Source organism: Helicobacter rodentium ATCC 700285, assembly GCF_000687535.1.
Classification (GTDB): Bacteria; Campylobacterota; Campylobacteria; order Campylobacterales; family Helicobacteraceae; genus Helicobacter_D; species Helicobacter_D rodentium.
In genome coordinates this window covers 74,039-101,038 of sequence record NZ_JHWC01000008.1, presented here as the reverse complement: position 1 = coordinate 101,038, position 27,000 = coordinate 74,039, and the positions used below count along the sequence as shown (strand labels likewise).

The following is a 27,000-nucleotide window of genomic DNA, read 5'->3' as shown; positions in this document are numbered from 1 at the left end:
TTTTGGACACCGAGTCGTTTCTCTTGTCTATTTTTGCATTATTTTTAGTAATGCTAAATGGTTTCTTTGTGCTTTCTGAATTTGCAATCGTTAAAATCCGCCGTTCTCGCCTAGAGGAGTTAGTTAAACGCGAAGTGCCAAGTGCGCAACTAGCACTTAAAATCACAGGTAAGTTGGATTCTTATCTATCTGCTACGCAGCTTGGCATTACGCTTTCCTCTTTGGGGTTGGGTTGGGTTGGCGAACCTGCGATTGCGCGTCTGCTTGAAAAGCCCTTTAAATACTTTATAGGCGAGAATCCTGTGCTTTTACATTCTGTGAGTTTTGTGGTTGCGTTTAGTTTTATTACGCTTTTGCATGTGGTGGCAGGGGAGTTGATTCCAAAATCTGTGGCAATCGCTAAAGCTGAAAAGGCGGTGTTATTTGTCGCGAAGCCTTTGCATATGTTTTGGATTCTTTTCTTTCCATTGATTCGTATTTTTGACTATTTGGCGGTATTTTCCTTGCATAAAATGGGGATTAAACCCGCAAGTGAGGGGGAGGAGAATGCGCATTCTGAAGAGGAGCTTAAAATTATCGTGGGAGAGAGCTTAAAGGGCGGCTATTTGGATACGATTGAAAATGAGATTATTCAAAATGCTGTAAGCTTTTCAGACACGATGGCAAAGGAAGTAATGACGCCTAGAAAAGATATGATTTGCTTGTATGATGATAACAGCTATGAGGAAAATATGCGAATCGTAACTTCCACGAAACACACGCGCTATCCTTATTGCAAGGAGGGCAAGGATAATATCATTGGTATGGTGCATTTGCGTGATTTGCTTGAGACGATGTTGAGTAAGAATCCCTCCAAAGAGTTAGAAAGCTTGATTAGAGAAATGATTATCGTCCCAGAGAGTGCATCTATTTCTAATATTTTAATCCAAATGAACCGCAGACAAATCCACACTGCGCTTGTCGTAGATGAGTATGGTGGAACGGCGGGATTGCTTACAATGGAGGATATTTTAGAGGAAGTCATTGGCGATATTAGTGATGAACACGATAAAAAAAGTGAGGATTACCATAAGATTGATGAGGATTCCTATTCCTTTGATGGAATGCTTGATTTAGAGCGCGTAGCAGATGTTTTGGGCATTGAGTTTGAGGAGGACACGGAGCAGGTAACCATTGGAGGCTATGTCTTTAATCTGCTAGAGAGAATGCCTGTGGTTGGGGATTCTATCAGTGATGAATATTGCGTTTATGAGGTGTTAGCCACAGAGGGTGCTAGGATTGTGCGTTTAAAAGCAACAAAGAAGCCTTTTGGAACAGAAAACAAGGAATAGAGTGTTTAGTTGGTTTTTAATGCTTTTGCAGCTATTGTTTATTGGATTGAAACTCGCGGATAAGATTCAATGGTCGTGGTGGCTTGTGTTATTGCCAACTTTTCTTTATCTTTTTCTTTATTTGTTTTTATTTACCTTAATTGGCGGATTTTTGATTGGGCTTGGATTGTCCTTGTCTGCATTATAAAGGAGAAATTATGGAGTTTGTAGCAATTTTAATGGGAAGTAAGAGTGATTATGCGGTAATGGAGGAGTGCATTAATGTTTTAAAAAAGTTTGATGTGCCTTATGAAGTGATTATTAGCTCTGCGCACCGCAGTCCCAATCGCACGAAAGAATATGTAAAAAATGCAGAGGAAAAGGGGGCAAAAGTCTTTATTGCTGCTGCGGGTATGGCGGCGCATTTAGCGGGAGCAGTCGCTTCAATGACGACAAAGCCGGTCATTGGTGTGCCGCTAAAGGGTGGTGCATTAGAGGGTTTAGACGCATTGCTTTCCACCGTGCAAATGCCCTCTGGTATGCCTGTGGCAACCGTGGCTTTGGGTAAAACAGGTGCGGTTAATAGTGCATATCTTGCGATGCAGATTTTGGCGTTAAACGACGCAGAATTGGGCGGAAAGCTCAAAGAAGATCGTGTGATGAAAGCGAAAAATGTGGAATTGGATTCTAGCGATATTGAAGTGATTTTATAGGGTAGAGAATGGAAACTTGGGTCATCATAGACGAGTTTGTAAAACTTGCGCAATTAGAGAAAGAAAAAGTGCTAGAAATGGTTGCAAATGGAACATTAAAAAGCAAACAAGAAAATGGGCAATTTTATATTGATGCGGGAAGTGGCACACAGGCTTTGGTGCAAAGCGGCATTACAAAGGGCGGCGCGGTAATGGTGCAGGGCGATACAGCGGTGAGTAGTGCAGTGGATAGTGAGTTTGTAGAAAAAACCATTGGAACGATTCTAAGTTTGCACGAAAAGGTTGTAAGCTCCAAAGAAGAGACGATTTCAAGCGTGAAAAATGAAAACCAATTCTTAAAAGACGCACTCTTTAATACGCAAGAGGTGTATGAGGACGATAAGAAAACGATTGCGATTCTTAGGGAGCAATTACGCGCCGCACAAGAGGAGATTGACTTCTTAAAACGCAAGTATCGTCTAATGTGGGGTAAGGCGATTGATGTAAAGGCTAAGGAAAACAATGAGGAGCAAAAGAACGCAACACAAGCGGGGCAGGATTCCACTAAGGAATCGTAATGCGAAGGATTTCACATTAATTTAACTTATGAATGCTTGGAATGTCTGCTAAAACAAGCAAAAGCAACGGCGAAACTCTATGGTGAGGATTCCTTTGCTAAAGGTGTGCAAAGTCAAATTGCTAGACTTTTTGAAACACTAAATTTAGAATCGCAAGATACAAAATCCCAAACGCTCCAAAAAATCAGCGCAGAATCCCTTTTGGATTCTGCATTTTATCCACAAATTAAGCAAAAAACCACGCAAACTTCTTGCCTAACCATACAAGATAAAGCAAAGATTCAAGCGGAGCTTAGGGAGTTTTTCGCAGATAAAAAGATTGCGTTGGATTTGGATTTTGAGATTCCACCTACACTTTTGGCGGTGAAAGTGTATGAAAAAATTGGTGCAATTTTAAAGAATCCCTCACCCTATCAAGCGTTGAAAAATTCTAGTATTGCCACCGCTAGAGAGTATAAAAAGGGCTTTTTGGAGATTTTATCACAAAAGCTTGCGCAAGAGAAATGTGATGAATTGGAGATTCTAACTTACGCGCTTAAGATTTGTGTGCTAGGAAATGTGCTAGATTATGGGGCGCAATGCAGTTTTGATTTAGAGGAGGAATCGCAAAAGATTTTGAGCGCAAACTTTGCTTATTTTGATTTAGAAAAGTTCGCACAAAAGCTACAAAAGTCTAAGAATCTCGTATTTATCGGTGATAATGCGGGGGAAAATGAGTTTGATGAGATTTTGATTGTTGCGCTTAAATCTTTGTATCCGCATTTAGAGATTTTTTATTTTGTGCGCGGAGCAGAGATTATTAATGATATTACCTTGCAGGATTTAAAAAATAGCGATTCTAGACTTTTTGCGCTTTGTAGGGTTGTAGATAGTGGGGTGTTAAGCCCCGGATTTATAGAATCTTTAGCAAACGCGGAGGCAAAGAAAATTTATCATAATGCTGATGTGGTTTTGGCAAAGGATATGGGAAATTTTGAATCTATGGAAAAGGTAGCAAGAAGCGATAGCAGAATCTTTTTTCTTTTTAAGATTAAGTGCGAGGTTGTGCGTAGATTTTTACAAAAAAATCTAGGCGATTTTGTGTTTTGGAATCCGAGTTCGCATAAAGTTATTCAGAGATGAAGAATATCTTGTTAATTTTAGCTTCTATTAAGTAAAATATTGTTTTTGATTTTTTTTCAAAGGTTATAAATGCTGACCAATCCTGTTGTTGTGTCCATTATTGTAATGGGTGTGCTGTGTTTAGCGCGTCTGAATGTGCTTTTAGCGATTCTAATTTCTGCTCTTGTTGCGGGAGTACTCGGGGGAATTGGTGTAGAGAAAAGCATTAATTTGCTTATCTCTGGTATGGCAGGGAATCTTGAAACTGCATTGAGCTATATTTTGCTTGGCGCACTTGCTAGTGCGATTGCACGCACAAATCTCACATTGATTCTTATTCACTATATTGCTAATTTTGTGCAGAATCGGCGTTTAATGTTTTGTCTCTCCATTGCTTTTTTTGCCTGTTTTTCGCAGAATCTCATTCCTGTGCATATTGCCTTTATTCCGATTCTCATTCCTCCTTTGTTGCCTTTGATGAATCACTTAAAAATAGATAGACGCGCAGTAGCTTGTGCGCTTACTTTTGGATTGAAAGCACCTTATGTTAGCTTTAGTGTGGGGTTTGGATTGATTTTTCACACAATCTTGCGCGACCAATTAAACCAAAATGGTATCAATGTAAGTTTGGGTGATGTTTCAAGTGTTATGTGGATTGGCGGATTGAGTATGTTGGTTGGTTTGCTTCTTGCTGTTTTTGTATTTTATCGCAAACCGCGTGAATATCAAAATACTTATCTTGATGAAAAATCCATTGAAATATTGGAAAAACCCTCTATGCAACGCAAGGATTTTGCGGTATTGCTTGGAGCAGTTGTGGCTTTTGTTGTGCAGCTTTGGGCTGGTTCATTGCCTCTTGGTGCATTGTGTGGAATCGTCTTAATGGTATTGCTTGGCGGAATCCAATGGGGAGAGATTGATGAAGTAATGGAAGAAGGTTTTAAAATGATGGCATTCATTGCGTTTGTAATGCTAGTGGCTGCAGGGTTTGGTGCAGTGTTGAAAGAAACAGGCGCAATCCAATCCCTTGTCCATTATGTTGCTGCACTTGCAGGAGGCAAGTTTGGTGGTGCTTTAATGATGCTACTTGTTGGATTATTGGTTACAATGGGTATAGGAACTTCTTTTGGTACTATTCCAATTATCGCAGCGATTTATTGTCCGCTTGGGTTAGAGCTTGGGTTCTCACCTGCTGCAATTATCTTGCTAGTTGGGATTGCAGGTGCATTAGGCGATGCGGGAAGCCCCGCAAGTGATAGCACATTAGGACCAACCGCTGGTTTAAATGCAGATAAACAACATCATCATATTTGGGATACTTGTGTGCCGACTTTTTTAATGTATAATATCCCATTGATTATCGGTGGAAGTATTGGTGCAATTTTATTATAAAGGACAGAAATGCAAGATTTCACAGGGTTAGCTAAAGAGGTTTTAGATTTGGAATCCAATGCGATTTTAGGATTGAAATCTTTTGTGGGAGCAGAGTTTAATGATGTGATACTTAAGATTTTGAGCCTTAAAGGGCGTTTGGTGATTAGCGGAATGGGAAAATCTGGACATATTGGAGCAAAGATTGCTGCAACTTTAGCAAGCACAGGAACGCCAAGTTTTTTTATGCACCCAGCTGAAGCATTGCACGGGGATTTGGGTATGCTAACTTGTGAGGACGCATTGTTGGCTATCTCAAATTCTGGCGAGAGTGAAGAGATTTTGCGTTTAATTCCTTCGGTAAAAATGCGTAAGATTCCATTGATTGCAATGAGTGGAAAAACGGATTCCACGCTTGTAAAAGAGAGTGATTATTTCTTAAATATCAGTGTGGCTAAAGAAGCTTGTCCTTTGCAACTTGCCCCTACAAGCTCCACTACTGCTACACTTGCAATGGGAGATGCTATAGCCGTAGCTTTGATGCGTGCAAGGGGTTTTAAGCCAGAGGATTTTGCATTATTTCACCCGGGCGGTAGTTTAGGGCGCAAGTTACTCACGCGCGTGAAAGATGTGATGATTTGTGAGGATTTGCCTCTAGTTTCTCCTAATGCAACCTTTAAAGAATTGGTTGCCGAAATGACTTCTAAAAAATTGGGTATGTGTTTAGTAATAGAAAACAATAAAATATTAGGAATTATTACCGATGGTGATTTGCGTAGAGCTTTGAGTGAGGAGAATTTTAATGTTATGGCTTGTGCAATTATGACTAAGAATCCAAAAACCATTACAAGCAATACAATGGCAACCGAAGCAGAATCCATTATGCTAGAACATAAAATTAAAGAATTGATTGTCCAAGATGACGGAGAATTGGTGGGAATTGTGCAGCTTTATGCGATTGGCAGGGTTTAATCTGAAAACGTTAACAAGGGCTTTGTTTTGAAACAATCTTAATATTAAATTTCTTTGGGTTTTCTACTGCGCCATTGTGTGCTGTCTCTCTATTATCGTAAGGAATGAGCGAAACAAAAGACAAAGCAATCCAAATTTTACATAAATTAAACTCCAATTTCATATTTTAAGAACAAATGGAATTCTTGCAAAAATGGCTTTATTGGCGAGAATCCACATTATGAATTGCCACGAAACACCATGTGTTTCTCGCAATGAAGTGGTGGTTAGCACAATAATAAAAGTAGATTCTGCTAATATAGAATCTCGCAACGACAAAGTGGAGAACCTATTTTTTGAATCAACTTGACAAAAACGAAACAATATTTTTAATTTCATTTACCATTTGTTGTTAATTTTAAGCTTGTAATTATGCTTTATTTTATAAAATGCAAAATTCTCTATCTATTAAAAGGGAAATCTTAGAGGAAGGAGCAAATATGCAATCAAATCCTGCGTTAGAGTATGATTACTCCATTGCAAAATTATTTCTTTTTGCAACGATCGCATTTGGTATTGTTGGATTGTTGTTGGGTGTTGTGATCGCTTTTCAAATGGCATTTCCAGACCTTAATTATTTAGCCGGTGAATTCGGAACGTTCGGGCGATTGAGACCTTTGCACACAAATGGAATCATTTATGGATTCACATTGAGTGGTATTTGGACAGCTTGGTATTATTTAGGGCAAAGAGTTCTAAAAATTTCTTATAATGAGCATACATTTTTAAAGGTGATTGGTCTCTTGCACTTTTGGGTTTATATCGCTCTAATGGCACTAGCGGTTGTTAGTTTGTTTGCAGGTATGAGCCAATCAAAAGAGTATTCCGAGCTTGTGTGGCCCCTAGACTTATTAGTTGTTGTCGTGTGGGTATTGTGGGGAGTTAGTCTCTTTGGTTCAATGGGCGTTAGACGCGAACAAACAATTTATATCAGCTTGTGGTATTTTATTGCAACATTTGTAGCAATCTCTGCGCTTTATATCTTTAATAACCTCTCGATTCCAACTTATCTAGTTTCTGGTGTGGGTTCTTTATGGCATTCCATTTCTTTATATGCAGGAACAAATGATGCAATGGTGCAATGGTGGTTTGGACATAATGCGGTTGCATTTGTTTTCACTTCAGGAATTATCGGTGTGATTTATTATTTCTTGCCAAAGGAATCCGGGCAACCCATTTTCTCTTATAAATTGACTTTATTCTCATTTTGGGGCTTAATGTTTGTTTATATTTGGGCAGGTAGCCACCACCTTATTTATTCTACCGTTCCAGATTGGATGCAAACAATGGGTTCAATTTTCTCTGTTGTGTTGATTTTACCTTCTTGGGGAACAGCAGTGAATATGCTTTTAACAATGAAAGGACAATGGCATCAATTAAAAGAATCTCCACTTATTAAGTTCTTGCTTTTAGCTTCTACTTGGTATATGCTAACCACTTTGGAAGGACCAATTCAATCTATTAAATCCGTCAATGCTTTAGCGCACTTTACAGATTGGATTATTGGACACGTGCATGATGCGGCATTGGGTTGGGTTGCATTTACGATTATTGCAGCTTGTTATCATATGACACCAAGATTATTCAAACGCGAAATTTATTCTAAAAAATTAATGGATACACAATTTTGGGTGCAAACCATTGCGATTATCCTTTACTTCTCAAGTATGTGGATTGCAGGTATCACACAAGGTATGATGTGGAGAGCAACAGATGAGTTTGGAAGCTTGGCTTATTCTTTTATTGATACTGTAACTGTTCTAATGCCTTACTTTACAATTAGAGCAATTGGTGGATTGTTGTATTTCTTAGGCTTTATTATCTTTGTTTATAATATTATTATGACCATTGTTGCAAGTAGGGAGCTTGAAAGCGAACCTAAATATGCGACTCCAATGGCAGCGTAAAGGAGGCTTGTGATGTTTCATTGGTTGGAAAAAAATCCGTTTTTCTTTACGGTAGTCTTTTTGTTGGTATTTTCAATCGCAGGATTGGTTGAGATTCTACCAGACTTTGCTAAGGCTTCACGCCCAACAGAGAATCTTAAACCTTACACGCTTTTAGAAACAGCAGGGCGTCAGATTTATATCGCGGAGAGTTGCAATGCTTGTCATTCACAGTTAATCCGCCCATTCAAGGCAGAAACAGATCGTTATGGCGCATATAGTTTAAGTGGTGAATATGCTTATGATAGACCATTTCTTTGGGGTTCTAAGAGAACAGGACCAGATTTGCACCGCGTAGGTGATGTGAGGACAACAGATTGGCACGAAGAGCATATGTTGAATCCAACTGCGGTTGTACCCGGTTCTATTATGCCAGCTTATAAACATTTATACACTAAAAATATAGATGTGGATACTGCTTATGCAGAAGCTTATACGCAAAAAGTTGTTTTTGCAATGCCTTATGACACAGAAAATAATCCTAAATTGGGTAATTTGGAGGCAGCAAGAGCAGAGATTCTAGCAGAAGCAAAAATTCTTGCAGAGGATATGAAAGATCCAGAGATTAAAGCTGCGCTAGAGAGAGGTGAAATTAAGCAAATTGTGGCACTCATTGCTTATTTAAATAGCTTAGGGCAAAAAAGAAGGGCTAACTAATCGTGGAATATGAAACTATAAGAATCATTCAGGGTTATGCGTATTGGTTCATTACGCTTTTATTGGTTGTCTTGCTGTATGGGTATATTTATCATCTTTACAAAAGCCAAAAAAGCGGAAAGATTGACTATGAAAAATATGCGAGATTGGCATTAGACGATGACCTCAATGATGCTTTGGTGGAAAAACGAAATAATAAAGACGAAAAGAAGGAGAGCTAAATGGAATGGTTTAACTTAGGCGACAGCATTAATCAACTTGGATTGCTTGGCGCCGTAGCAATTTTAGCTTTGACTATTTTCATTGTCGGTGGTTACATCAAAAAGATGAAAGATAGCAAGGCAGAAGGTGAATTAACAGAAGAAGATTGGGATGGAATCAAGGAATTTAAAAATGACATTCCAATTGGTTGGGGTGCTACTTACCTTGTATTGTTGATTTGGGCATTATGGTATTGGTTTGTGGGTTATCCTCTCAATACTTATTCTCAAATCGGTGAATACAACGATGAGGTAAAGGCTTACAATGCAAAATTTGAAGCGCAATGGCAAAATATTGACCCTGCAACATTAACAAAAATGGGGCAGAATCTATTTCTTGTGCAATGCTCTCAATGCCACGGAATCACAACAGAGGGACTCAATGGCGTTGCGGCAAATCTAGCAGAATGGGGTAGAGAAGAGGGCATTATCACAACGATTAAAAATGGTAGTAAAGGTTTAGGCTATATGCTTGGGGATATGTTGCCAATTAGTGAAGTTGCGCCCGGTGTATTGGATAGTGAGGAATCCCAAAAAGCGGTTGCTGCGTATGTAATGGCAGAGATTTCCGAAGTAAAAAATACAAAATATCCAGAACTAGTCGCAAAAGGTAAAGAACTTTATACTGCTGCAACTTGTAATGCTTGCCACGGAGAAGATGGCGCAGGTATGGGTGGAATGGCACCAGATTTAACAAAATATGGAACTCCTGCATTTGTGGCTGAAGTGCTTGAAAAAGGTAAAAAGGGACATATTGGTATTATGCCAACCTTCAAAACTCAAATGCTAACCGATAAGCAAAAAGAAGCTTTGGCGCATTTTATCTATTCAGAGAAAAACTAAGGAGGTTTGAGTATGAATGGTTTGTTTGGAGTTAATGGGCTTTTAGGCTATATCGTAGCGGTTGTATTGTTGCTTTCTATTGTTTTTTGCTTAGGTTATGCAGCAGTGGTAACGCAAAGTGCTCAAGCAAATAATCCTTATGTGATTGAAAATGCAAACGCTTTGCAAATGAGAAGTGCGGATAATGCGCAACATTATAAAGAAATTCAAAAATAAAAAAGGAGCGAAATAATGACAAAGTATAGTGGATTAGAAAAACTTCTTTTTGCAGCACATCTTGTAGTAATTGTTGTGTCCATTGCCGTTGCTTTTCTTCCTAAACTTTTTGTAGGTTAATGGATGTTTAGAGCTTGGAAAATAGGGATTCTCTCCCTATTTCTTTGCGCATTTTTGCATACATTTTCTTGGAGTGCGCCTTTTGTATTAGAGAATCAAAATCAACTCATTGAGAAGACAACGCAATTTATGGAGATTCTATCCAATGAAGTTTTAGAAAAAACGGGTGTGTCTTTGTATGTTGTTGCTCTTGAAGATTTAGGCGAAAAAAGTCTTGAAGAACAAGAACAAAACTATATTGCGTCTTTGAAAGAACCTTATGTGTTGTTGTTTTTTGTGCGCAAAGAAAAGAAAATTAATATTATCACAAGTACAGAATCTAGCAAATTATTTGATAAACAAGCAGTCTATTGGGATTATATTGTGCCATTAATTCCAAAGTCTGACAAGGAATTAACACAGCAAAGCATTTCTGCTTTTTTACTGAACGGGTTTGTGGATATTGCGGATAGAATCGCAGAAACAAAAGGCGTAATGCTAGAGCATAGTTTTCCAAAAGAGCATAAGGGCGTCCAAATTGCTGTGCGGACAGCACTTTATGTTATGCTATTTGTTTTGCTTGGATTGTTTGCGTTGGTGTATTTAAGGAGAAATAAATGAAAAACTATTGGCCTTTTGGAATCTTTTTGCTTGCAATGGTGGTGGTGGGGCTGATTGTGCTAACCATTAAAGTTGCAATAACAAATCCTGTGGAGTTGCAAGGCGTGTGTCAGCAAAGCTCCCAATATATTGATGAAAATTCCAATGCAATCACACAAATGCGCAATAGAATCTTAAAGCAATATAACATTGCCTTTGAGGGCGCATTGCAGCAGGATTTACAAAGTTTTCGTCAAATTTTCTTGCGCATTAAGGATAAAGAAAGCGGAAAATTAGAGACCAATGCGCGTGTGCAATTTTTTCTCACGCGCCCTAATACAACGAGAGAGGATAGAATTTTAGGCGATGCCGAGTTAGTTGATGGTTTGTGGCAGAGTAGCTCCTTTATCGTGGAAAAACCCGGACGCTATCAAAGTGAGGCGTTAGTGGAGATTGGCGAGGATTCCATCTGTGTTACGCAAGAGTATTTTATTAAGGATAAACCCTAGAATCGTATTTATTTTATGAATAAATTGTAATTGCGTTATTGTAAATATGGGGCACTTCAATGGATAATGCGGTGGATTCTAATTGGAAAATGTGGTTAGCAGTCGTTGCCATTAGTCTTAGTGCATTTATTTTTAACACTTCAGAGTTTATACCTATTGGGCTTTTAAGTTTAATTGCAAATGATTTTGGCATTAATGAAGCAGAAGCTGGATTCTTGATTAGTATTTATGCGTGGGTAGTGGCATTAACTTCCTTGCCATTAATGTTAATTTGTTCGCGTTTTGAGATGAAAAATCTTTTAATCTTTGTCGTTACCCTTTTTATTGTCAGTCATATTGCTTCTGCTTTGGCGAGTGGATATTGGACGCTTATGTTATCAAGATTGGGTGTGGCGTGTGCTCACGCATTGTTTTGGTCTATTGCTACTCCAATGGCTGTTCGTATCGCCCCTCAAGGTAAGGAGAGTATAGCACTTAGTTGTATTGCAACTGGGACAAGCATTGCTTTTATTGCAGGATTACCTCTAGGGAGGGTAATTGGCTTACATTTGGGTTGGAGAATAAGTTTTTTAAGCATTGGAATTGCAGCCTTTTTACTCCTTTTGATTTTATTTAAAAGTTTGCCAAAAATACCAAGTAGCGGAGCTATTTCTCCAAGGAGTTTGCCAAAAATGCTTCAGACTCCAAAATTACTCGGATTATATGGAATCACACTTGGCATAGTGAGTGCGCATTTTATCGTGTATAGTTATATTGAGCCTTTTTTGGGGCAGTATGCTAAGTTTGGAGAAAATGCTATCACTATTACATTAATTATGTTTGGATTCATTGGATTTTTGGGGAGTTTTTTGTTTTCCAAATACTACAATAAACATCAAAGGTTATTTGCCAATTTAGCAATTTTTGGAATCTTTATTGCGATTTTTAGTCTGGCTGGAGCTAGTTTTGGTATGGTTAGCGCAGTTTTAGCCTGTGTATTTTGGGGTTTGTGCATTACTATCTTTAACCTTACTTTTCAAGCTAAAGTTTTAAGTCTTGTGCCAATAGGGACTTCTGTGGCGATGTCAATGTTTTCTGGGATTTATAATGTCGGAATCGGTAGTGGAGCATTGATTGGTGGAGTTGTTATTCAGTCTTTGGGTATTGCAAACATTAGTTATATTGGAGCTATCTTGGCGTTTTGTGTTTGCGTTTATTACAAAGGTTGGTTTTTGAAATGAAGCTGTATGAGTAGATAGATTGTTATAAAAGCGAGTGGATTTGTGTAAAGTAGGTGTTGCTGATGCAAGACACCACGAATACTACGCGCATTCTCGCAATGACTGCGGGATTCCATTTTGTAATAAAATGGAACACCTATTTGCTGTTGTGGGGAAATGAAGTAATCTATAATCTCAAATGCGCTCTGCTATTACACTTCCCATTCGCTCACAAGAACACACTTCTTTTGCACCATAATTTGCAATATCTTTCGTGCGGAATCCCTCTTTTAACGCAGCTTCAATGGCATTTTCTATTGCTTCAGCTGCTTGTGTTTGTCCCAAAGAGTAGCGCAAAAGCATTGCAGCACTCGCAATCGTAGCAATAGGGTTTGCGATTCCAAGCCCTGCAATATCGGGCGCACTTCCGTGTATTGGCTCATAAATCGCTGCCTTTCCTCCGATAGAAGCACTCGGAAGTAGCCCAATAGAACCGCTTAGCATACTTGCTTCATCGCTTAAAATGTCGCCAAAGAGATTGCCCGTTAGAATCACATCAAACTGCTTAGGATTGCGAATGAGTTGCATTGCTGCATTATCCACATACATATGGCTTAGCTCCACTTCGGGGTATTCTTTTGCCACCTCAATGACGACTTCACGCCATAACTGGCTGACATCAAGCACATTTGCCTTATCCACCGAGCAGACTTTTTTATTGCGCTTTTTAGCGGCACTAAATGCGGTGTGTGCGATTCTTTTCACTTCCTCCACGCTATACACCATTGTGTTAAAGCCCCTCTCTTTATCGCGTCCTTTGGGTGTGCCAAAATAGATTCCACCAATAAGCTCACGCACAACAAGAATATCCACGCCCTGCACAACTTCAGGCTTTAGTGTGCTAGCTTCTACTAGCTCATCATACACTTTTGCGGGGCGAAAGTTAGCAAAGACTTCTAGACTTTTTCTTAGGCGCAAAAGCCCACTCTCTGGGCGCAATTCACGCGGTAAGTTATCCCATTTTTCCCCACCAATCGCACCAAAAAGTGTCGCGTCCGCCTCCAAACAACCTTTAATTGTCTCATCAGGTAAGGGATTCTGCGTTAAATCATACGCGATTCCGCCCATTAAATAGTCCTCAAATGTAAGTCCAAAATGGAATTTTTCTGCTACTACCTTTAGCACCTTGATGGCTTCATTGATGATTTCAGGTCCGATTCCATCGCCCTTAATGACGGCAATTTTGTATGTTTGCATTAGTTAGCTCCTAATTTATTTTTTGCATAAGGAATTAATCCACCGCTTGTTAATAGCTCTAGCATAAAAGGTGGAATCGGGGCAAAGGCATAGCTGCAATTTTGTGTGTGATTTTTTACCACACCACTTTGTAAATCAATCTCTAAAATATCGCCCTCACAAATGGAATCCGCTTCCTTGATTTCTAAAATTGGCAAACCCGTATTAAAGGCATTGCGATAAAAGATTCTTGCATAGCTTTTTGCAATCACCGCGCTAATTCCTGCGCCTTTAATTGCTACAGGCGCATGTTCGCGACTTGAACCGCAGCCGAAATTCTCTCCTGCTACGATAATATCGCCCTTGTTAATGCTATGGACAAATCCCGCACGCGCATCTTCCATTAAATGTGAGGCTAAAATCGCCGTATCACTTGTGTTTAAATATCTTGCGGCGATGATTAAATCCGTGTCAATGTTATCCCCAAATTTCCAAGCTTTTCCTTGCATACGATTCCTTTATCTTAAACTTTGCATAAAAGCAACAATTATAGCAAAAGAAGTTTCAAAAGCCTTTAAAATGATACGAACAAAATGCGGAATCGCAAAGTGATAGCATTGACAATTCGTTATATATTAGAATATAATACGGCAAGTTTGCAAACTAAAATTTGTTGTTTTGGAGGTGTGATTTGCAAGTGCAAGGGAGACTTTGGATTAAGGAACAAGATAAAAATTTCTTAGGACACGGCAAAGTGGAATTGCTAGAGCGCATTGCGCAAAGTGGTTCAATTTCTAAAGCAGCAAAGGAAATGAAAATGAGTTACAAAGCGGCTTGGGATTGCATTGATTTAATGAATAATGTATCCAAAGAACCGCTTGTAACGCGTATAACAGGTGGTAAGGGCGGTGGCGGAACGCAAGTTACGCAAAAAGGTTTAGAAGCAATTAGAATCTTTCGCGAAATGGAGCGCATTTCAGAGGAGCTTTTTGCTCTCTTTGAGGGTGATTTGAATGTTTGGGATTCTATGCTTTGCCATACAAAAGATTCTATAAAGAATTTTAAAGGAAATGTAATGATAAAAACAAGCGCAAGAAATCAATTAATGGGTGAAATTACAGAAATTAAAGAGGGTAAAGTCAATGCAGAAGTTGTGCTAAAGGTGAATGGCAACACACAAATTATTAGCACAATCACTTTAGAATCTGTGAAAAATCTAGGCTTAAAGGTCGGCTTGATAGCCTATGCGCTCATTAAAGCAAATTGGATTGTTGTGTTTGGAAGTGAGCCTAAAGGGGTTTCTCTGCGAAATTGTATCGGCGGTGTTGTGAAAAATATCCAAGAGGGCGCGGTGAATTGTGAAGTAGAAATGGAGAGCGAGGGCGTGAAGTTTAGTGCGATTATCACAGAGGAATCTCGCGAGAATCTCGCGCTTCAAGTTGGGCAAAAAGTTTGGTTTGGATTCAAAGCAAGCAATGTTATTTTAGGAATCTAAGGAGACAAAATGAATTTTTTTAAAAAAATTTTAGTGGTTGGAACTTGCGGGTTAGCTTTGTCTTTGAGCGTATATGCAGAGGAGATTAAAGTCTTAGGAGCGGCTTCTTTAAAGTATGTTTTAGAGGAGATTAAAAGCGATTTTTTAAAAGACAAGCCAAGCGACAAGATTGAGATTTCTTATATTTCAAGTGGCAAGGCTTATGCGCAAATCAAAAATGGCGCACCCGTGCATTTGTTTGTCGCAGCAGATGTGGGTTATCCTGCAAAGCTGTATGAGGAAAAATTAGCCCCTGCTAAAGAGGAGATTTACGCAAAGGGAAAATTGGTTCTTTGGAGCAATAATGCAGACTTTAAAATTCAAGAATTTAAAGATATTTTGAATCCTAAAATTACGCATATTTCTATTCCCAATCCAAAGGTTGCACCTTATGGTAGGGCTTCTGTGGAGGCATTAGAGGCTACAAAAATGTTAGAGCAGGTAGAATCCAAATTTGTAACAGGCGAGAGTATTGGCGCAGCAACAACTTATGTGGAATCCAAAAACGCAGAAGTCGGCTTTACTGCCCTTTCAATGCTTGGAGAGAGTGGGATTAACACGCCCACAATGAGTTATGTAAGCATTGATGAGAGTCTTTATAAGCCAATCAATCAAGCACTAATCGTGCCAAACTATGGCAAGGATTCCAAACTTGCAAACGATTTTAAAGCTTATATTCTAAGCGATAAAGCAAAGGAAAAATTCTTAAAATTCGGATATAGTGTTGAATAAACTAAGCGGAATCTTAGAAAAATTTAGCGCACAAGAGGGCATTTTGCGCCTGTTTGTGCGCGTGGATAATTCTTATATTTGCGCATTGTTGCTAGAGGATTCTAAACTTGTGGAATCTTTTTTGGGTCAAGCCATAGAGGTGGGTTTCAAAGAAAGCAATGTGGTTGTTGGCACCGCCATAGAGGGTGTGCAAAATGTTTTTCAAGCCGAGATTTTAGAGACACAAACCGATAGTCTTTTTGCTAGATTGTGTCTGAAGTCGCCATTTTTAAGCACCATTAACGCACTTTGTCCAAGAGATTTTGTAGAAAAGAATGCGCTTAAAATTGGCGATTGTGTGTATTGGCATATCTTAGAAAGTGAAGTTATGCTGTTTTTAAATACAAATTAAGGAATCAGAATGGATAGTTTTTTAATCACGATTGCCTTAACTTTCAAAGTCGCCACAATCACTACCATTGCACTTTTAATCCTTGCGATTCCACTAGGATATTTTCTTGCTTTTAACAAAAGCAAATTCACGCCCATTTTGGAAGCCATTGTTTCAATGCCTCTTGTGCTGCCTCCTAGCGTTTTAGGATTCTACCTTTTAATTACCTTTAGTCCGCAGAGTTTTGTAGGGAAGTTTTTGTTGGAAACCTTTAATGTGAAGCTTGTGTTTAGCTTTGAAGGATTAATTGTAGGTTCAATGATTTTCTCACTTCCCTTTATGGTAAATCCGATTCAAGCAGGTTTTGCGGCTCTACCAAAATCACTTTTTGAGGCAGCTTTAACGCTTGGTAAAGGGAGATTTGCGATTCTTTATCGTGTGCTTTTGCCCAATATTTCGCGCTCTTTGCTTGTGGGAATCGTGGTAACTTTTGCCCACACAATCGGAGAATTTGGCGTGGTGATGATGATTGGAGGAAATATTGAGGGGGTTACGCGCGTGGCGAGTATTGCGATTTACGATGAAGTGGAAGCCCTAAACTACGCTTTAGCACATAAATACGCCCTCACGCTTTTTGTGATTACTTTTTCTGTTTTGCTTTTAACATTTTATCTTAACAAAAGAAGCACAAAATGATTACGCTAGACTTTGAAAAACAGCTTCTAGGGGCGCAAGGCACTATCACATTGCAAGTGCATTGTAGCCTAAAGCCACAGGATTTAATCACGCTTTTTGGCAAAAGTGGTGCAGGTAAAACAACGATTCTACGCATTTTAGCAGGACTTTTGGAGCCAGATTTTGGGCGAGTGCAGATAGGAGATTCTATTTGGTATGAACGCGAAAAAGGCGCGAAAAAGGCGCGTATTAATCTCCCACCGCAAATGCGTTCCATTGGGTTTGTGTTCCAAAATTACGCACTTTTTCCTAATATGAGTGTAGAGGAAAATCTCAACTTTGCCTTGCCCAAAGGCGCATCTAGGACAAAGGTTAAGGAATTGCTTGAAATTACGGAATTGCAAGCTCTTGCAAAACAAAAACCTTTGAGCTTAAGTGGAGGACAGCAGCAGCGTGTGGCATTAGCTAGAGCACTCGTGAGAGACCCACAAATTTTACTCCTTGATGAGCCATTTTCTGCGCTAGATTCTGCAATGGCGCATAAACTACAAAAGGAGCTATTGCGTATTCATCGGCGTTTTCATCTTACAACTTTTTTGGTAAGCCACAACTTTAGCGAAGTCTTTTTTCTTTCTAATTTTGTGCTTTGTTTGGAAAAAGGTGGAATCGTTAAAATGGGTAACCCAAGCGCGGTATTTTTGCAAGATTTACCAAGTGGAAAATTCCGCCATAGTGGCGTTGTGCTAGAGATAAAAAAGAGTGGGTTGGTGTATCTTTTAAGTGTGCTTGTGGGCAATGAGATTGCACAAATTACGGCTAGTAAAAGTGAAGTAGAAAATTTGCAGAATGGGGATTTGGTAATGATTTCTTCTAAGGCGTGGAATCCAATGTTTGCAAAAATAGATTCTAGCACAAATCTCTCCCAATAACACACAGCAAACCAACCACCGTATCCTTGCAAGGATTGCAAGGTAATTTGTGGTAATTTATAATGCGGGATTACTTTAGGGATTCCATTGAAATCTTGGATATGCAACGACTAATGGATTGCTTTGTCTCTCGTTTTACTCGCTCCTTGTAATAACAAAATAGAAAAGCTAAAGCAGTGTAAGATTATAGATTTGCAAGTATGGGTAAAATCCTTATAGATTGTGCGCCAAGAGATTCTAAGAATCTCTTGCAATGACAAGATGGTGGATTTTTACTCTTACAATTTTGGTTTTTCTGTTTTGTTATTAATAGAAACATAGCACTCTAAAAAAAGAAAAAATAAAAGCTCAACAGATAAATAAAAGAAACTTTAGTGGAGTTAAGAAGTCATAAGTGGTACGCCCAAGAGGATTCGAACCTCTGACCTACGGCTTAGAAGGCCGTTGCTCTATCCAGCTGAGCTATGAGCGCACTTGGTACCAAAGGGGGGACTTGAACCCCCGACCTCCGGCTTATGAGACCAGCGCTCTAAACCAGCTGAGCTACCTTGGCATACCAAAAGCGGAAGTAGAATTTTATCCTTTTTTCTTTAAAATGGCATTAAAGCTTGGAGATTCGGTGTTGCTTTGTAAAGGAGTGAGAATTTTATGCCATTCTTGACAAAGTTTATCCAAATTGTATTGCGCGTTAGCAGGGCTTGTAGAGAGTAGGCAAGTGTAGGGCAAAGGAAACTTTTGAAAGTTTTTTTGATAAATTTGTTCTGCTTTTTTGCCATTGAGGAAAATATGTCGTATTTGTGTATTTTGTATCAAGTGTTCTATGGGTGCTATTTTAATAGGTTTTAGATTGCTATCACTTGAATTTGTGATTTGACACTCCACACAAATATCATAAAGTGCAATTCCTTGTGTCAATAAAAAAGCGATTTTGTCCTTGCAATTCTTTGTTTTTAAGTCTCTATCTTTAAACAATCTCCCAAGCACTTCCCAAAAGCGATTGCGTGGGTGGGAATAATAGAAACCTTGTTTTCTTGAGATAACCGATGGAAAAGAACCTAAAATTAAAATTTTGGATTTAGAATCTTTGATGGGTTCTAAGGGATGATGTATGGATAAGGATTTGTTGAGACAAGACATTGTTTTGTGTGGAATCTTGACTTTAGGGGGCTAAAATTGTTCATAGAGTAATTTTGTTGCCATTGCAAAAGATACTAGGACAATGAGAGGTTTAATAATGCGGATTCCATAACGAATCGCAGTTCTTGAGCCTAGATTTGCGCCAATGAATTGTCCCAATGCCATAACAAGTCCTACGCCAAAAAGTATCTTTCCGCCAAGTGCAAAAAAGATGAGTGAGGCAACATTGGTAGAAAAATTATAAAATTTAGCTTGGGCTAAACTCTGCGTAAGTCCAAACCCACCCAAAAGAATCAAGGCTAACATTAAAAATGAACCCGTGCCGGGTCCAAAGAATCCATCATAAAAGCCAATACAAGCAAGAGCTAGAATCAAGAATCCTTGATGAATAGTTGTTGCCCTTTGCTCTTCACTGATTTTTGGAGACAATAAAAAATAAACACCAAAAAGCAAAATTAAAAAAGGCAGAATCTTGGAGAGAGATTCTGCTTGAATAAACTGCACACTAATCGTGCCAACTGCTGAAAAGACAAAAACAAGCAAGGCAAAAGGCAAGGATTGTTTTAGGTTTAAATAACCTTTTGTGTAAAAGTGATAGGTAGCAGAAAAACTACCAAAAGTGGATTGAAATTTGTTTGTAGCTAAGGCTTCAAGCGGAGAAATTCCGCTTAATAGGAGTGCTGGAATCGTAATCATTCCACCACCTCCTGCAATAGAATCCACAAATCCCGCTATGAAAGCTATACCAAAGAGAAACAAAAGCATAAAGAAATCAAGATTAAAAAAGAGTTCCTGCATACAAATCCTTTGTTTCTATATTGGTTTATATTATAAGTAGAAAGTAGCTTTACTAGCGTTGCTAGTAAGCTTTAGAGGTTAATCCATTTGTCGGCGCAAAAATGCAGGAATATCTAAAAAATCATCATTAGCATATTCTCCACCGCTAACCTTTTTCCTAGCAAGTGTAATGCTATCTTGCTGATTGATTTTTTGACTCATATCTTTTGGATTTACAAGTTTTAAGGTAGAACCATCCTCATTGCTATTGGCTTCTTGAGTATTAGGAGCAGATTGTGCTATATCGCGCTCAAAACCTGTAGCGACAATCGTGATTCTTACTTTGTCTCGTTCTAAACTTGCGTCTGTTGTTGTTCCAAAGATAACTTCCGCCTCTGGGTCGGTATTACTATAAATAATGTCCATTGCATTTGAAATTTCAGCCAATGGATAGTCTGGATTGATGTAAAAATGCACCAACACACCTTTTGCTCCATTGATAGACATATTGTCAAATAAAGGAGATTCAATGGCAATTTTAATTGCTTCTTTGGCTGCATCTGCACCGCTAGATTCTCCAATACCCATTAGTGCCATTCCTTTGTGATTCATTACGGTCTTAACATCGGCGAAATCCACATTAATATCCCCTGCGCTATGGGATAAAATCACGCCACTCATTCCATTTACAGCCCGCGCAAGGACATCATCTACGATTCTGAAACTATCTTTCATTCCCAAATTTTTATCTACAATAGAAAGGAGTTTTTCATTGGGAATTACAACAATAGAATCGCTTTCTGCCTTTAATTCTCTATATCCTTCGTCTGCAAGTTTTGCCCTCTGTCTTCCTTCCCAACGGAAGGGTTTTGTTACGATAGACACGGTTAATGCACCCACTTCTTTTGCGGCTTTCGCAATGACAGGTGCTGCACCTGTCCCTGTTCCACCGCCAAGTCCTGCAGAGATGAATACAATATCGGTATTTTCTAAAAATTGCTTTAATTCTTCATAGCTTTCCAATGCTGCGTCTTTTCCAACTTGCGGTTTCATACCCGCGCCCAATCCTTTGGTAAGCTTTGCTCCTAATTGGATTCTAATTGGTGCGCTTGAGCTACTGATTGCCTGTGCATCTGTGTTTGCAACTGCTAATTCAATTCCCTCATAAGTGCCTGTGTCAATGAGGTGTCCTACCATATTGCTACCACCGCCACCAACACCAATTACTTTGATATTTGCACCGAATTTTGGACTAACTTCTTGAATTTCTATCATTATTGTATTCCTCCTGAATTAAATCAAAACATTTGTGTGAGTTTTTGCCATATTTGCCCAAAGAAATTATTGTTTTTGGTTGGAATCTTTTTTATCTCTGTGATATTGCTTAAATCCTGTTTAATGTCTGCTGCAGTTTTTGGCACACTATTGACGGGATTTGCAATACTTGATTGCTTGTCTTGCAATGGATTCATAAGATGAATATTTTTTTGGAATTGTGCTGTTTCCTCTTCTAGTTTTTCATTGCGATAACGAATGCGCTTTTCTGAATCAATTTCGTAATTTGTATATTTGCCTGACGCATAGAGGATAAGTCCAATAGCGGTAGAACACTCTGGTCCTTTCAAGTCGGTAAATAAGCCATCAATCTCCATTGGTCTAGCAAGACGAACGGGAGCATTAAAAAGTGCTGTGGCTAAATCACGGATTCCATCAAGTTGCACCATACCGCCTGTTAGCACCACACCACTACCCAACTGATCTTTTAGATTACTATGTTCTAAAGATTTGGCTAGAATCATTAGAGTTTCTTCTACGCGCGCATAGATAACATTATGTACAGTAGCAAGTGAAACTTGGTGTTTTCCACTATCGCTACCACCAATGCTTGGAATTTCTATTAAATTGTCTATATCTTCAGAAGCTTTTGAAAAGCCTCCATATTGAATCTTAACTTGCTCAGCAATAGATTGTGGGGTATGCAATGCCATTGCTAAATCGTTGGTAATATGGTTTGAACCAACACCCAAGAAATCATTATAACGCAAGGAATTTCCCACGTGAATCATTAACTCACAAGTGCTTCCTCCCATATCTATACAAGCAACTCCCAAGCTTTTTTCATCTTCACTTAAAACAGCAATGGAGGAAGCATAGGAGGAAAGCACGATATTTTCAATTTCAATTCCAGCACTTCTAATAGCTTTTTTGAGGTTTCCTAGGCTTGATCTTTGTGCAGTAATGATACGCACAGAGACTTCTAAACGATTCCCGCTCATTCCCATTGGGTCATCAATAAAATCTTGGTCATCTAGCTTGAAATTGTAAGGCAAAATATGCACTACTTCGTATTCGCTAGGAATGGAAGCGTTATAAAGAGCAGTTTGAATCACGCGATTAATTTCTTTTACGCCAATCTCATTATTTGGGATATTTACGATCCCAGAACTATCTGTGCTTTTTGTATAAGCACCAGAGATTGAAATAACCGCTTTATTGATATTCGTTCCAGCAACGCGTCTTGCGTCATTAACGGCATCTTTAATGGCGCGACTTGCTTGTTCTATGTTTGTAATTGAACCCTTTTTTAATCCTTGTGATTTATGAAATCCTATTCCAATGATATGGGGAGTTTCGTCTTTACAGGTGGCGATAATTGCGCAGATTTTAGTTGAACCTATATCAATGCCTAAGAGTGTTTGCTCCAAATCCTTTCCTTTGCTGTGATTCATTTCTACGATATTATATTCTTGCATATTTAGATTTTTTTAACAACTTTATAAATTTTTAATAAATGTTCCATAAACGCAATATCAATCAAACGCGATTTGGCTTGCATACCACTTTGTGTTAAAAACTCTAAATTTTTCGCCATTATATCAGAATTTTTCAATCTTTGGTCAAGGATTTGATACAAAATTATTTTATCTTTTAAGAAAATGTAATCTTTTGCCTGTGTTTTGGTAAAAAGTTGAGAAATAAAATCTTGACTTTCCTGTTCGTCTAAACCTGCTATGTTTGCATTGCTTTCACGACTTATATAACCTATATCTGTACCCTTGAAATTTTCTAATTGAGCTTTGGCACTTTCTTCAAGCAATTTTGCTTTTTCAAAATTTATGAAATCCTCTGTTGCGTCTGCTTTAGCAGCTTCATAGGACTTTGGTTTGCTAGGGATAATTTTTATTACTTTTGCAGTAATGTAACCTTCTTTTGTTTTTATGGGTTTTAATGTGCTTTGCTCTTTAGCTTGGCTAAGGAGATTTAAAAATTCTATATCATATTTTTCATCGCCCTCATAAATTATGCTAGTTTTGGCATTGGGATTTTCTCCCTTGCGCAAAGCAATATATTCTTTTAAGGATTCTTTTTCCGCTTGAGAATCTTTATATTTTTCCAAGACTTGGTTTTTTGCTTTGTCAAAAGGCAAAAGCTGTCCATTGGCGTCTAAGAATTGATTTTTAAAATCTTCATAATATTTTTTAAGATTCTCTTCGCTTTCTTTTATGCTGTTTGGAGAAATTAACACGCTAGAAATCTCATAGCCACGTTCTGTTTGATAAATGTCTTGGTTTTCTTCCCAATATTTTTTGATTGCTTCTTGGGTTGGAGTAAAAGAAATGTCAGATTGCTTGAGAATGTGGATTTTTATGTGGTCCTCTGTAAAATACATTGCGCCCATCATTTGAGTTTCAAGCGGAGTAAGTGGAATCCCTAAAACAACATTTAATTTTTCAAGCAATAAACCCTCACCCATTTCCTCTTCAAAGTCTTTAGGGCGTAACTGATTATCCGCTAGAAGACGTTTATAGATTTCATTGTCAAACTTGCCATTATGATGAAAAGTGTCCATTGCAGTTATTGCTTCAACTATCTCTTCTTTGCTGATGCGCAAACCCAAATCATAAGCATAATTAAGCCTCAAGGCGCGTGAAATAAGATTGTTGAGTGCTTGTTCCTCAATGCCGATTTTTTTTGCTTGTTCATCATCTAATGTGCCATTAAAAAGTTGATTGTAAAGATTATAAAGTTTAGCATATTCGCGTTGCAGTTTTTCAATGCTAATTTGCCTATCGCCTACAACAGCAACAGCATTGCTTGTGCTTGAGAAATTGTAGCTTCCCCAGCCAACAAATCCTGCGCCTACAAAGGCAATCGTGCTAATCCAAACGGTTATAATGAGATATTTTTTGTGTTTTTGCATCCAACTAATCATAAAAGAAACTCCAAATCTTTCATCAACATTAAAGTGCGGATTCTATTCTAAAAACATTTAAAAAGCGGTAAAAAAGATTATGAATTTTCAAAATTACCCTTTAAAAAGTGAGGAGAGAATATCAAGATTGTTTTTTGGAGCTTCTTGTGCAGTATTCTCATTGATATTTTGTATGTTGTGGTTAAGATTGTCTATTTCTTTGAGTTCAATTTCAAAACCTGTAAGCATAGAAGCTAAGCGGATATTGATTCCGTTTTTACCAATCGCTTTTGGTTTTTGTTCGCTTGTAATGCTAACGATTGCCTTGTTGTTTTCTAAGGTAACACTAATCACGAGTGCAGGTGAGAGCGCACGAGCAATATAAATTTCTGGTTGTGCCGAGTATTCAATGCAGTCTATACTTTCATTTTTTAACTCTTTTGAAACAGCATTGATACGCACACCTTTAATTCCAACGGTAGCACCCACAGGGTCAATCTTTGCTGAAGTGGTTTTTAATGAGACTTTGGCGCGTTCTCCCGGAATCCTTGCGCAATTTACGATTTCCACTTCCCCATCTTTAATTTCTGGCACTTCTAATCTTAAAAGTTCTTCTAGCATTTTAGGAGTAGTGCGACTTAATTCAATCATAATTCCATTTTGTCTATCAATGCTTACATGTTTAAGCACCGCCCCAAGAACTTGCCCGACCTTAAAATCTTCTCCTTTGATACGATTTTTTTTTGGTAGAATTGCGCGAATTTCATCAATTTCCACATAAGTATTGCTTAGGTTGTCAATGCGCACGACATTTCCGCTAACGATTTTTCCAACTTGCGATTTGTATTTATCAAAGAGTTGTGTTTCAATCAATCGTTGGATTTTGTATTCAAGCTCTCTAAAAAGAGCATTTACTGCACTTCTGCTCATATCTTCTAGGCTTAATTCGTAACGCAATTCATCACCTATTTTAATGTCATTATCGTGTTTTTTGGCTTCATTTAAAGAGATAAAATTATTTTTATCTTCTACATTGGGGCTATCATTTTCGCATACGCTAATTACTTGATAAAGATGTAGTGTTTTGTTTCTTTTGTCAATTTCCGCTTCATAGGAAATATTGGAATCCAAAGTTTCTTTAGCAACCTTGACGATTGCTTCTTTGACTGCTTCTGAAACGCTTTCAATCGGAAGCCCTTTTTCGTAAGAGATTCCTTCAATGATATCTAGTATTTTTTCCAAAACTTATCCTTAAAAATTTAACTTTGTGCATTTGAGTCTTTTTTAAAACTTGAAAAATAATTTTTTGATTCTAGCTTAAATTTTCTTTATAAGGGCTTTACTATGAAATTTATAATTTTTATTTTGATTTTGAAATTTAAAATTAATATTTAAGTAAATAATATGTATAATCAAATATTTTTCTAAAAAGTTAAGGGTGAAAAATGGACATTAAATTAGCACGAGAACATATCAATGAAAAACCAATCAAAGTTACAATTAAAAAATTAGAAGAAATGCTAGAAAAAAAGAATGCAGACATTTTCTATTGTGATAAAGAAAATTCTCATAAAGAAATGCAGTCTTTGTTGGAATATTTTGAAAAAAAGGGTAAGCGTGCATATTTTCGTGAAGTTCGTTATGGATTAGATGAAAACGATTATATGTATGAAATGCATATTCTATAAAGCGGTTTTGCGTGAATAAAAAACTCTTTATTGAGACGCTTGGTTGCGCAATGAATGAACGCGATAGCGCACATATTATTGCAGAGCTTAGAGAGAAAGAATCTTATTGCTTGACAGACAATCCAAGAGAAGCGGATTTGATTTTAATTAACACTTGTTCTGTGCGTGAAAAACCAGAAAAGAAATTATTTTCAGAGATTGGACAATATGCAAAACTGAAAAAATCCAATGCAAAAATTGGAGTTTGTGGTTGTACCGCAAGTCATTTGGGCGATACAATCCTTAAACGTTCCAAAGCCGTAGATTTTGTGCTTGGGGCGCGCAATGTTTCTAAAATTGCACAAATCATTCACAAAGAACGTGTTGCTTGGGTGGATATTGATTATGACGATAGTGCTTATGTGTTTAGTCAAAATTCTAATTCTACTTTAAAGGGTATGATTAATATTTCTATTGGTTGTGATAAACAATGCACTTACTGCATTGTGCCTCATACAAGAGGAAATGAAATTTCTATTCCTGCGCAATTGATTTTAGATGAAGCAAGAAAAATGGTAGAAAATGGCACAAAAGAGATTCTGCTTCTTGGGCAAAATGTAAATAACTATGGCAGACGTTTTTCAAGCGAACATAGAGCAATCAATTTTACACAATTACTGAATGAAATTTCACAAATTAATGGTTTAGAGCGCATTCGCTTTACCTCTCCACACCCTTTGCATATGGACGATGATTTTATTGCGGAGTTTGCTAGGAATCCCAAAATTTGCAAAGCAATTCATATGCCTTTACAAAGCGGTTCTAATGTCATTTTGCAAAAAATGAAGCGAGGATATACAAAAGAGTGGTTTTTAAATCGTGTAGAAAAAATGCGTTCATTAATTCCGGATTTAAGTATTGGAACAGATATTATTGTGGGATTTCCAACAGAAAGCGAAGAGGATTTTTTGGATACTTTAGATGTATTGGAAAAAGTGCGTTTTGATACGCTTTATAGCTTTATTTACTCTCCTCGTCCGCATACGCAAGCCCAAAAATGGTTAGAAATGGATAAAAATATAGAATTGGTAGAAGAGGAAGTTGCGAAAAGTCGTCTTGCGCACTTAAAGAATCGCCATAAAGAAATTCTAGTTGAAGAGAACGCAAAACAATTGGGAAAGATTCATAAAATTTTATTTGAAAGTTTTGATGAGACTAATGCGTTGTTTGAGGGACGAAGTGATACAAATAAGCTTGTGCGCGTTCAATCAAAGAGTGATTTGATTGGAAAATTTTATGATGTAAAAATCCATCAAGTGAAAGGTGCTCAACTTTTAGGCGAGATTGTTAAGCATTGAA

Annotated in this window: 31 protein-coding genes and 2 tRNA genes; 23 read left to right on the top strand and 10 right to left on the bottom strand. The window is 37.9% G+C overall.

The window, feature by feature from the left end; translation table 11 throughout:
* Positions 1–2 precede the first annotated feature (2 nt).
* The 16 genes from BS85_RS0107440 to BS85_RS0107360 all read left to right on the top strand — a co-directional run bounded on the left by BS85_RS0107440 (position 3) and on the right by BS85_RS0107360 (position 12,413).
* Complete coding sequence (locus tag BS85_RS0107440) at positions 3–1,331, top strand: hemolysin family protein (protein ID WP_034551413.1); 1,329 nt, start codon at positions 3–5, stop codon at positions 1,329–1,331.
* A gap of 1 nt (position 1,332) precedes the next feature.
* A complete protein-coding gene (locus tag BS85_RS0107435) occupies positions 1,333–1,518 on the top strand; it encodes a hypothetical protein (RefSeq protein WP_026944237.1) in 186 nt (61 codons plus the stop codon).
* A gap of 10 nt (positions 1,519–1,528) precedes the next feature.
* The gene (gene purE, locus BS85_RS0107430; RefSeq protein ID WP_026944236.1) at positions 1,529–2,023 is read left to right on the top strand and encodes a 5-(carboxyamino)imidazole ribonucleotide mutase; all 495 of its coding nucleotides are present in this window, start codon (positions 1,529–1,531) and stop codon (positions 2,021–2,023) included.
* Between the two features lie 8 nt (positions 2,024–2,031).
* The gene (locus tag BS85_RS0107425) at positions 2,032–2,580 is read left to right on the top strand and encodes a DUF3972 domain-containing protein (RefSeq protein ID WP_026944235.1); all 549 of its coding nucleotides are present in this window, start codon (positions 2,032–2,034) and stop codon (positions 2,578–2,580) included.
* Between the two features lie 36 nt (positions 2,581–2,616).
* The gene (locus BS85_RS10505; protein WP_051604736.1) at positions 2,617–3,702 is read left to right on the top strand and encodes a damage-control phosphatase ARMT1 family protein; all 1,086 of its coding nucleotides are present in this window, start codon (positions 2,617–2,619) and stop codon (positions 3,700–3,702) included.
* A gap of 69 nt (positions 3,703–3,771) precedes the next feature.
* Positions 3,772–5,073, top strand: coding sequence for a Na+/H+ antiporter family protein (locus BS85_RS0107415; protein WP_026944234.1), 1,302 nt, complete (start codon positions 3,772–3,774; stop codon positions 5,071–5,073).
* A gap of 9 nt (positions 5,074–5,082) precedes the next feature.
* Positions 5,083–6,024 (top strand): KpsF/GutQ family sugar-phosphate isomerase, encoded by a 942-nt coding sequence (locus BS85_RS0107410; RefSeq protein WP_026944233.1) that lies wholly within the window; start codon positions 5,083–5,085, stop codon positions 6,022–6,024.
* 193 nt (positions 6,025–6,217) lie between these two features.
* The gene (locus tag BS85_RS11510) at positions 6,218–6,373 is read left to right on the top strand and encodes a hypothetical protein (protein ID WP_156938086.1); all 156 of its coding nucleotides are present in this window, start codon (positions 6,218–6,220) and stop codon (positions 6,371–6,373) included.
* A 130-nt stretch (positions 6,374–6,503) separates the two neighbouring features.
* The gene (ccoN, locus tag BS85_RS0107400; RefSeq protein ID WP_026944232.1) at positions 6,504–7,970 is read left to right on the top strand and encodes a cytochrome-c oxidase, cbb3-type subunit I; all 1,467 of its coding nucleotides are present in this window, start codon (positions 6,504–6,506) and stop codon (positions 7,968–7,970) included.
* A 12-nt stretch (positions 7,971–7,982) separates the two neighbouring features.
* Positions 7,983–8,666 carry a cytochrome-c oxidase, cbb3-type subunit II gene (ccoO, locus tag BS85_RS0107395; protein WP_026944231.1) on the top strand — a complete coding sequence of 228 codons (684 nt, stop codon included), beginning with the start codon at positions 7,983–7,985 and terminating at the stop codon, positions 8,664–8,666.
* 2 nt (positions 8,667–8,668) lie between these two features.
* Complete coding sequence (locus BS85_RS0107390) at positions 8,669–8,887, top strand: cytochrome c oxidase, cbb3-type, CcoQ subunit (protein WP_026944230.1); 219 nt, start codon at positions 8,669–8,671, stop codon at positions 8,885–8,887.
* Positions 8,888–9,769, top strand: coding sequence for a c-type cytochrome (locus BS85_RS0107385; protein WP_026944229.1), 882 nt, complete (start codon positions 8,888–8,890; stop codon positions 9,767–9,769).
* Positions 9,770–9,781: 12 nt separating this feature from the next.
* Complete coding sequence (locus BS85_RS0107380; RefSeq protein WP_026944228.1) at positions 9,782–9,985, top strand: DUF4006 family protein; 204 nt, start codon at positions 9,782–9,784, stop codon at positions 9,983–9,985.
* Between the two features lie 123 nt (positions 9,986–10,108).
* Positions 10,109–10,705 (top strand): hypothetical protein, encoded by a 597-nt coding sequence (locus tag BS85_RS0107370; protein WP_026944227.1) that lies wholly within the window; start codon positions 10,109–10,111, stop codon positions 10,703–10,705.
* Complete coding sequence (locus BS85_RS0107365) at positions 10,702–11,193, top strand: hypothetical protein (protein ID WP_026944226.1); 492 nt, start codon at positions 10,702–10,704, stop codon at positions 11,191–11,193. The genes BS85_RS0107370 and BS85_RS0107365 overlap by 4 nt, the downstream gene beginning before the upstream one ends.
* 59 nt (positions 11,194–11,252) lie before the next feature.
* The gene (locus BS85_RS0107360; protein WP_026944225.1) at positions 11,253–12,413 is read left to right on the top strand and encodes a sugar transporter; all 1,161 of its coding nucleotides are present in this window, start codon (positions 11,253–11,255) and stop codon (positions 12,411–12,413) included.
* A gap of 174 nt (positions 12,414–12,587) precedes the next feature.
* On the opposite strand, the gene leuB is transcribed toward BS85_RS0107360, so the two are convergent.
* On the bottom strand, positions 12,588–13,649 hold the full coding sequence (gene leuB, locus BS85_RS0107355) for a 3-isopropylmalate dehydrogenase (protein ID WP_026944224.1): 1,062 nt from the start codon (positions 13,647–13,649) through the stop codon (positions 12,588–12,590).
* Entirely contained in the window at positions 13,649–14,137 is a 489-nt protein-coding gene (locus BS85_RS0107350) for a 3-isopropylmalate dehydratase small subunit (RefSeq protein ID WP_026944223.1), read from the bottom strand. The genes leuB and BS85_RS0107350 overlap by 1 nt, the downstream gene beginning before the upstream one ends.
* 188 nt (positions 14,138–14,325) lie before the next feature.
* Here BS85_RS0107350 and BS85_RS0107345 point away from each other — a divergent pair, with 188 nt between their 5' ends.
* Genes BS85_RS0107345 through BS85_RS0107325 form a run of 5 tightly spaced genes read left to right on the top strand, consistent with a single transcriptional unit; the run spans position 14,326 to position 17,868 of the window.
* On the top strand, positions 14,326–15,123 hold the full coding sequence (locus BS85_RS0107345) for a TOBE domain-containing protein (protein ID WP_245596316.1): 798 nt from the start codon (positions 14,326–14,328) through the stop codon (positions 15,121–15,123).
* Positions 15,124–15,132: 9 nt separating this feature from the next.
* On the top strand, positions 15,133–15,894 hold the full coding sequence (gene modA, locus BS85_RS0107340; protein WP_034551410.1) for a molybdate ABC transporter substrate-binding protein: 762 nt from the start codon (positions 15,133–15,135) through the stop codon (positions 15,892–15,894).
* Positions 15,887–16,285 carry a hypothetical protein gene (locus BS85_RS0107335; protein ID WP_051604734.1) on the top strand — a complete coding sequence of 133 codons (399 nt, stop codon included), beginning with the start codon at positions 15,887–15,889 and terminating at the stop codon, positions 16,283–16,285. Before modA ends, BS85_RS0107335 begins: the two co-directional genes overlap by 8 nt.
* Positions 16,286–16,294: 9 nt before the next feature.
* Complete coding sequence (modB, locus tag BS85_RS0107330) at positions 16,295–16,960, top strand: molybdate ABC transporter permease subunit (protein WP_026944219.1); 666 nt, start codon at positions 16,295–16,297, stop codon at positions 16,958–16,960.
* Positions 16,957–17,868 carry a sulfate/molybdate ABC transporter ATP-binding protein gene (locus BS85_RS0107325; protein WP_026944218.1) on the top strand — a complete coding sequence of 304 codons (912 nt, stop codon included), beginning with the start codon at positions 16,957–16,959 and terminating at the stop codon, positions 17,866–17,868. The genes modB and BS85_RS0107325 overlap by 4 nt, the downstream gene beginning before the upstream one ends.
* A 395-nt stretch (positions 17,869–18,263) precedes the next feature.
* On the opposite strand, the gene BS85_RS0107320 is transcribed toward BS85_RS0107325, so the two are convergent.
* From BS85_RS0107320 to nusA, 8 genes are all read right to left on the bottom strand, one after another.
* Positions 18,264–18,340, bottom strand: a tRNA-Arg gene (locus tag BS85_RS0107320).
* Between the two features lie 3 nt (positions 18,341–18,343).
* Positions 18,344–18,421, bottom strand: a tRNA-Met gene (locus tag BS85_RS0107315).
* A 23-nt stretch (positions 18,422–18,444) separates the two neighbouring features.
* Positions 18,445–19,005, bottom strand: a complete 561-nt coding sequence (locus tag BS85_RS10500) for a DNA-deoxyinosine glycosylase (RefSeq protein ID WP_245596315.1) — start codon at positions 19,003–19,005, stop codon at positions 18,445–18,447.
* A gap of 30 nt (positions 19,006–19,035) precedes the next feature.
* Complete coding sequence (locus tag BS85_RS0107305; RefSeq protein ID WP_051604733.1) at positions 19,036–19,803, bottom strand: TSUP family transporter; 768 nt, start codon at positions 19,801–19,803, stop codon at positions 19,036–19,038.
* Positions 19,804–19,881: 78 nt separating this feature from the next.
* Positions 19,882–21,057 carry a cell division protein FtsZ gene (ftsZ, locus tag BS85_RS0107300; protein ID WP_026944216.1) on the bottom strand — a complete coding sequence of 392 codons (1,176 nt, stop codon included), beginning with the start codon at positions 21,055–21,057 and terminating at the stop codon, positions 19,882–19,884.
* Positions 21,058–21,080: 23 nt separating this feature from the next.
* Positions 21,081–22,487: a cell division protein FtsA gene (gene ftsA, locus BS85_RS0107295; protein WP_026944215.1), complete on the bottom strand. Its 1,407-nt coding sequence runs from the start codon at positions 22,485–22,487 to the stop codon at positions 21,081–21,083.
* A gap of 50 nt (positions 22,488–22,537) precedes the next feature.
* The gene (locus BS85_RS0107290) at positions 22,538–23,995 is read right to left on the bottom strand and encodes a peptidylprolyl isomerase (protein ID WP_026944214.1); all 1,458 of its coding nucleotides are present in this window, start codon (positions 23,993–23,995) and stop codon (positions 22,538–22,540) included.
* A 93-nt stretch (positions 23,996–24,088) separates the two neighbouring features.
* Positions 24,089–25,216, bottom strand: coding sequence for a transcription termination factor NusA (nusA, locus tag BS85_RS0107285; protein ID WP_026944213.1), 1,128 nt, complete (start codon positions 25,214–25,216; stop codon positions 24,089–24,091).
* A gap of 203 nt (positions 25,217–25,419) precedes the next feature.
* Here nusA and BS85_RS0107280 point away from each other — a divergent pair, with 203 nt between their 5' ends.
* Together BS85_RS0107280 and miaB are read left to right on the top strand one after the other, a co-directional pair.
* Positions 25,420–25,662: an HP0268 family nuclease gene (locus tag BS85_RS0107280; RefSeq protein WP_026944212.1), complete on the top strand. Its 243-nt coding sequence runs from the start codon at positions 25,420–25,422 to the stop codon at positions 25,660–25,662.
* Between the two features lie 11 nt (positions 25,663–25,673).
* Complete coding sequence (miaB, locus tag BS85_RS0107275) at positions 25,674–26,999, top strand: tRNA (N6-isopentenyl adenosine(37)-C2)-methylthiotransferase MiaB (protein ID WP_026944211.1); 1,326 nt, start codon at positions 25,674–25,676, stop codon at positions 26,997–26,999.
* Position 27,000: the final 1 nt, after the last annotated feature.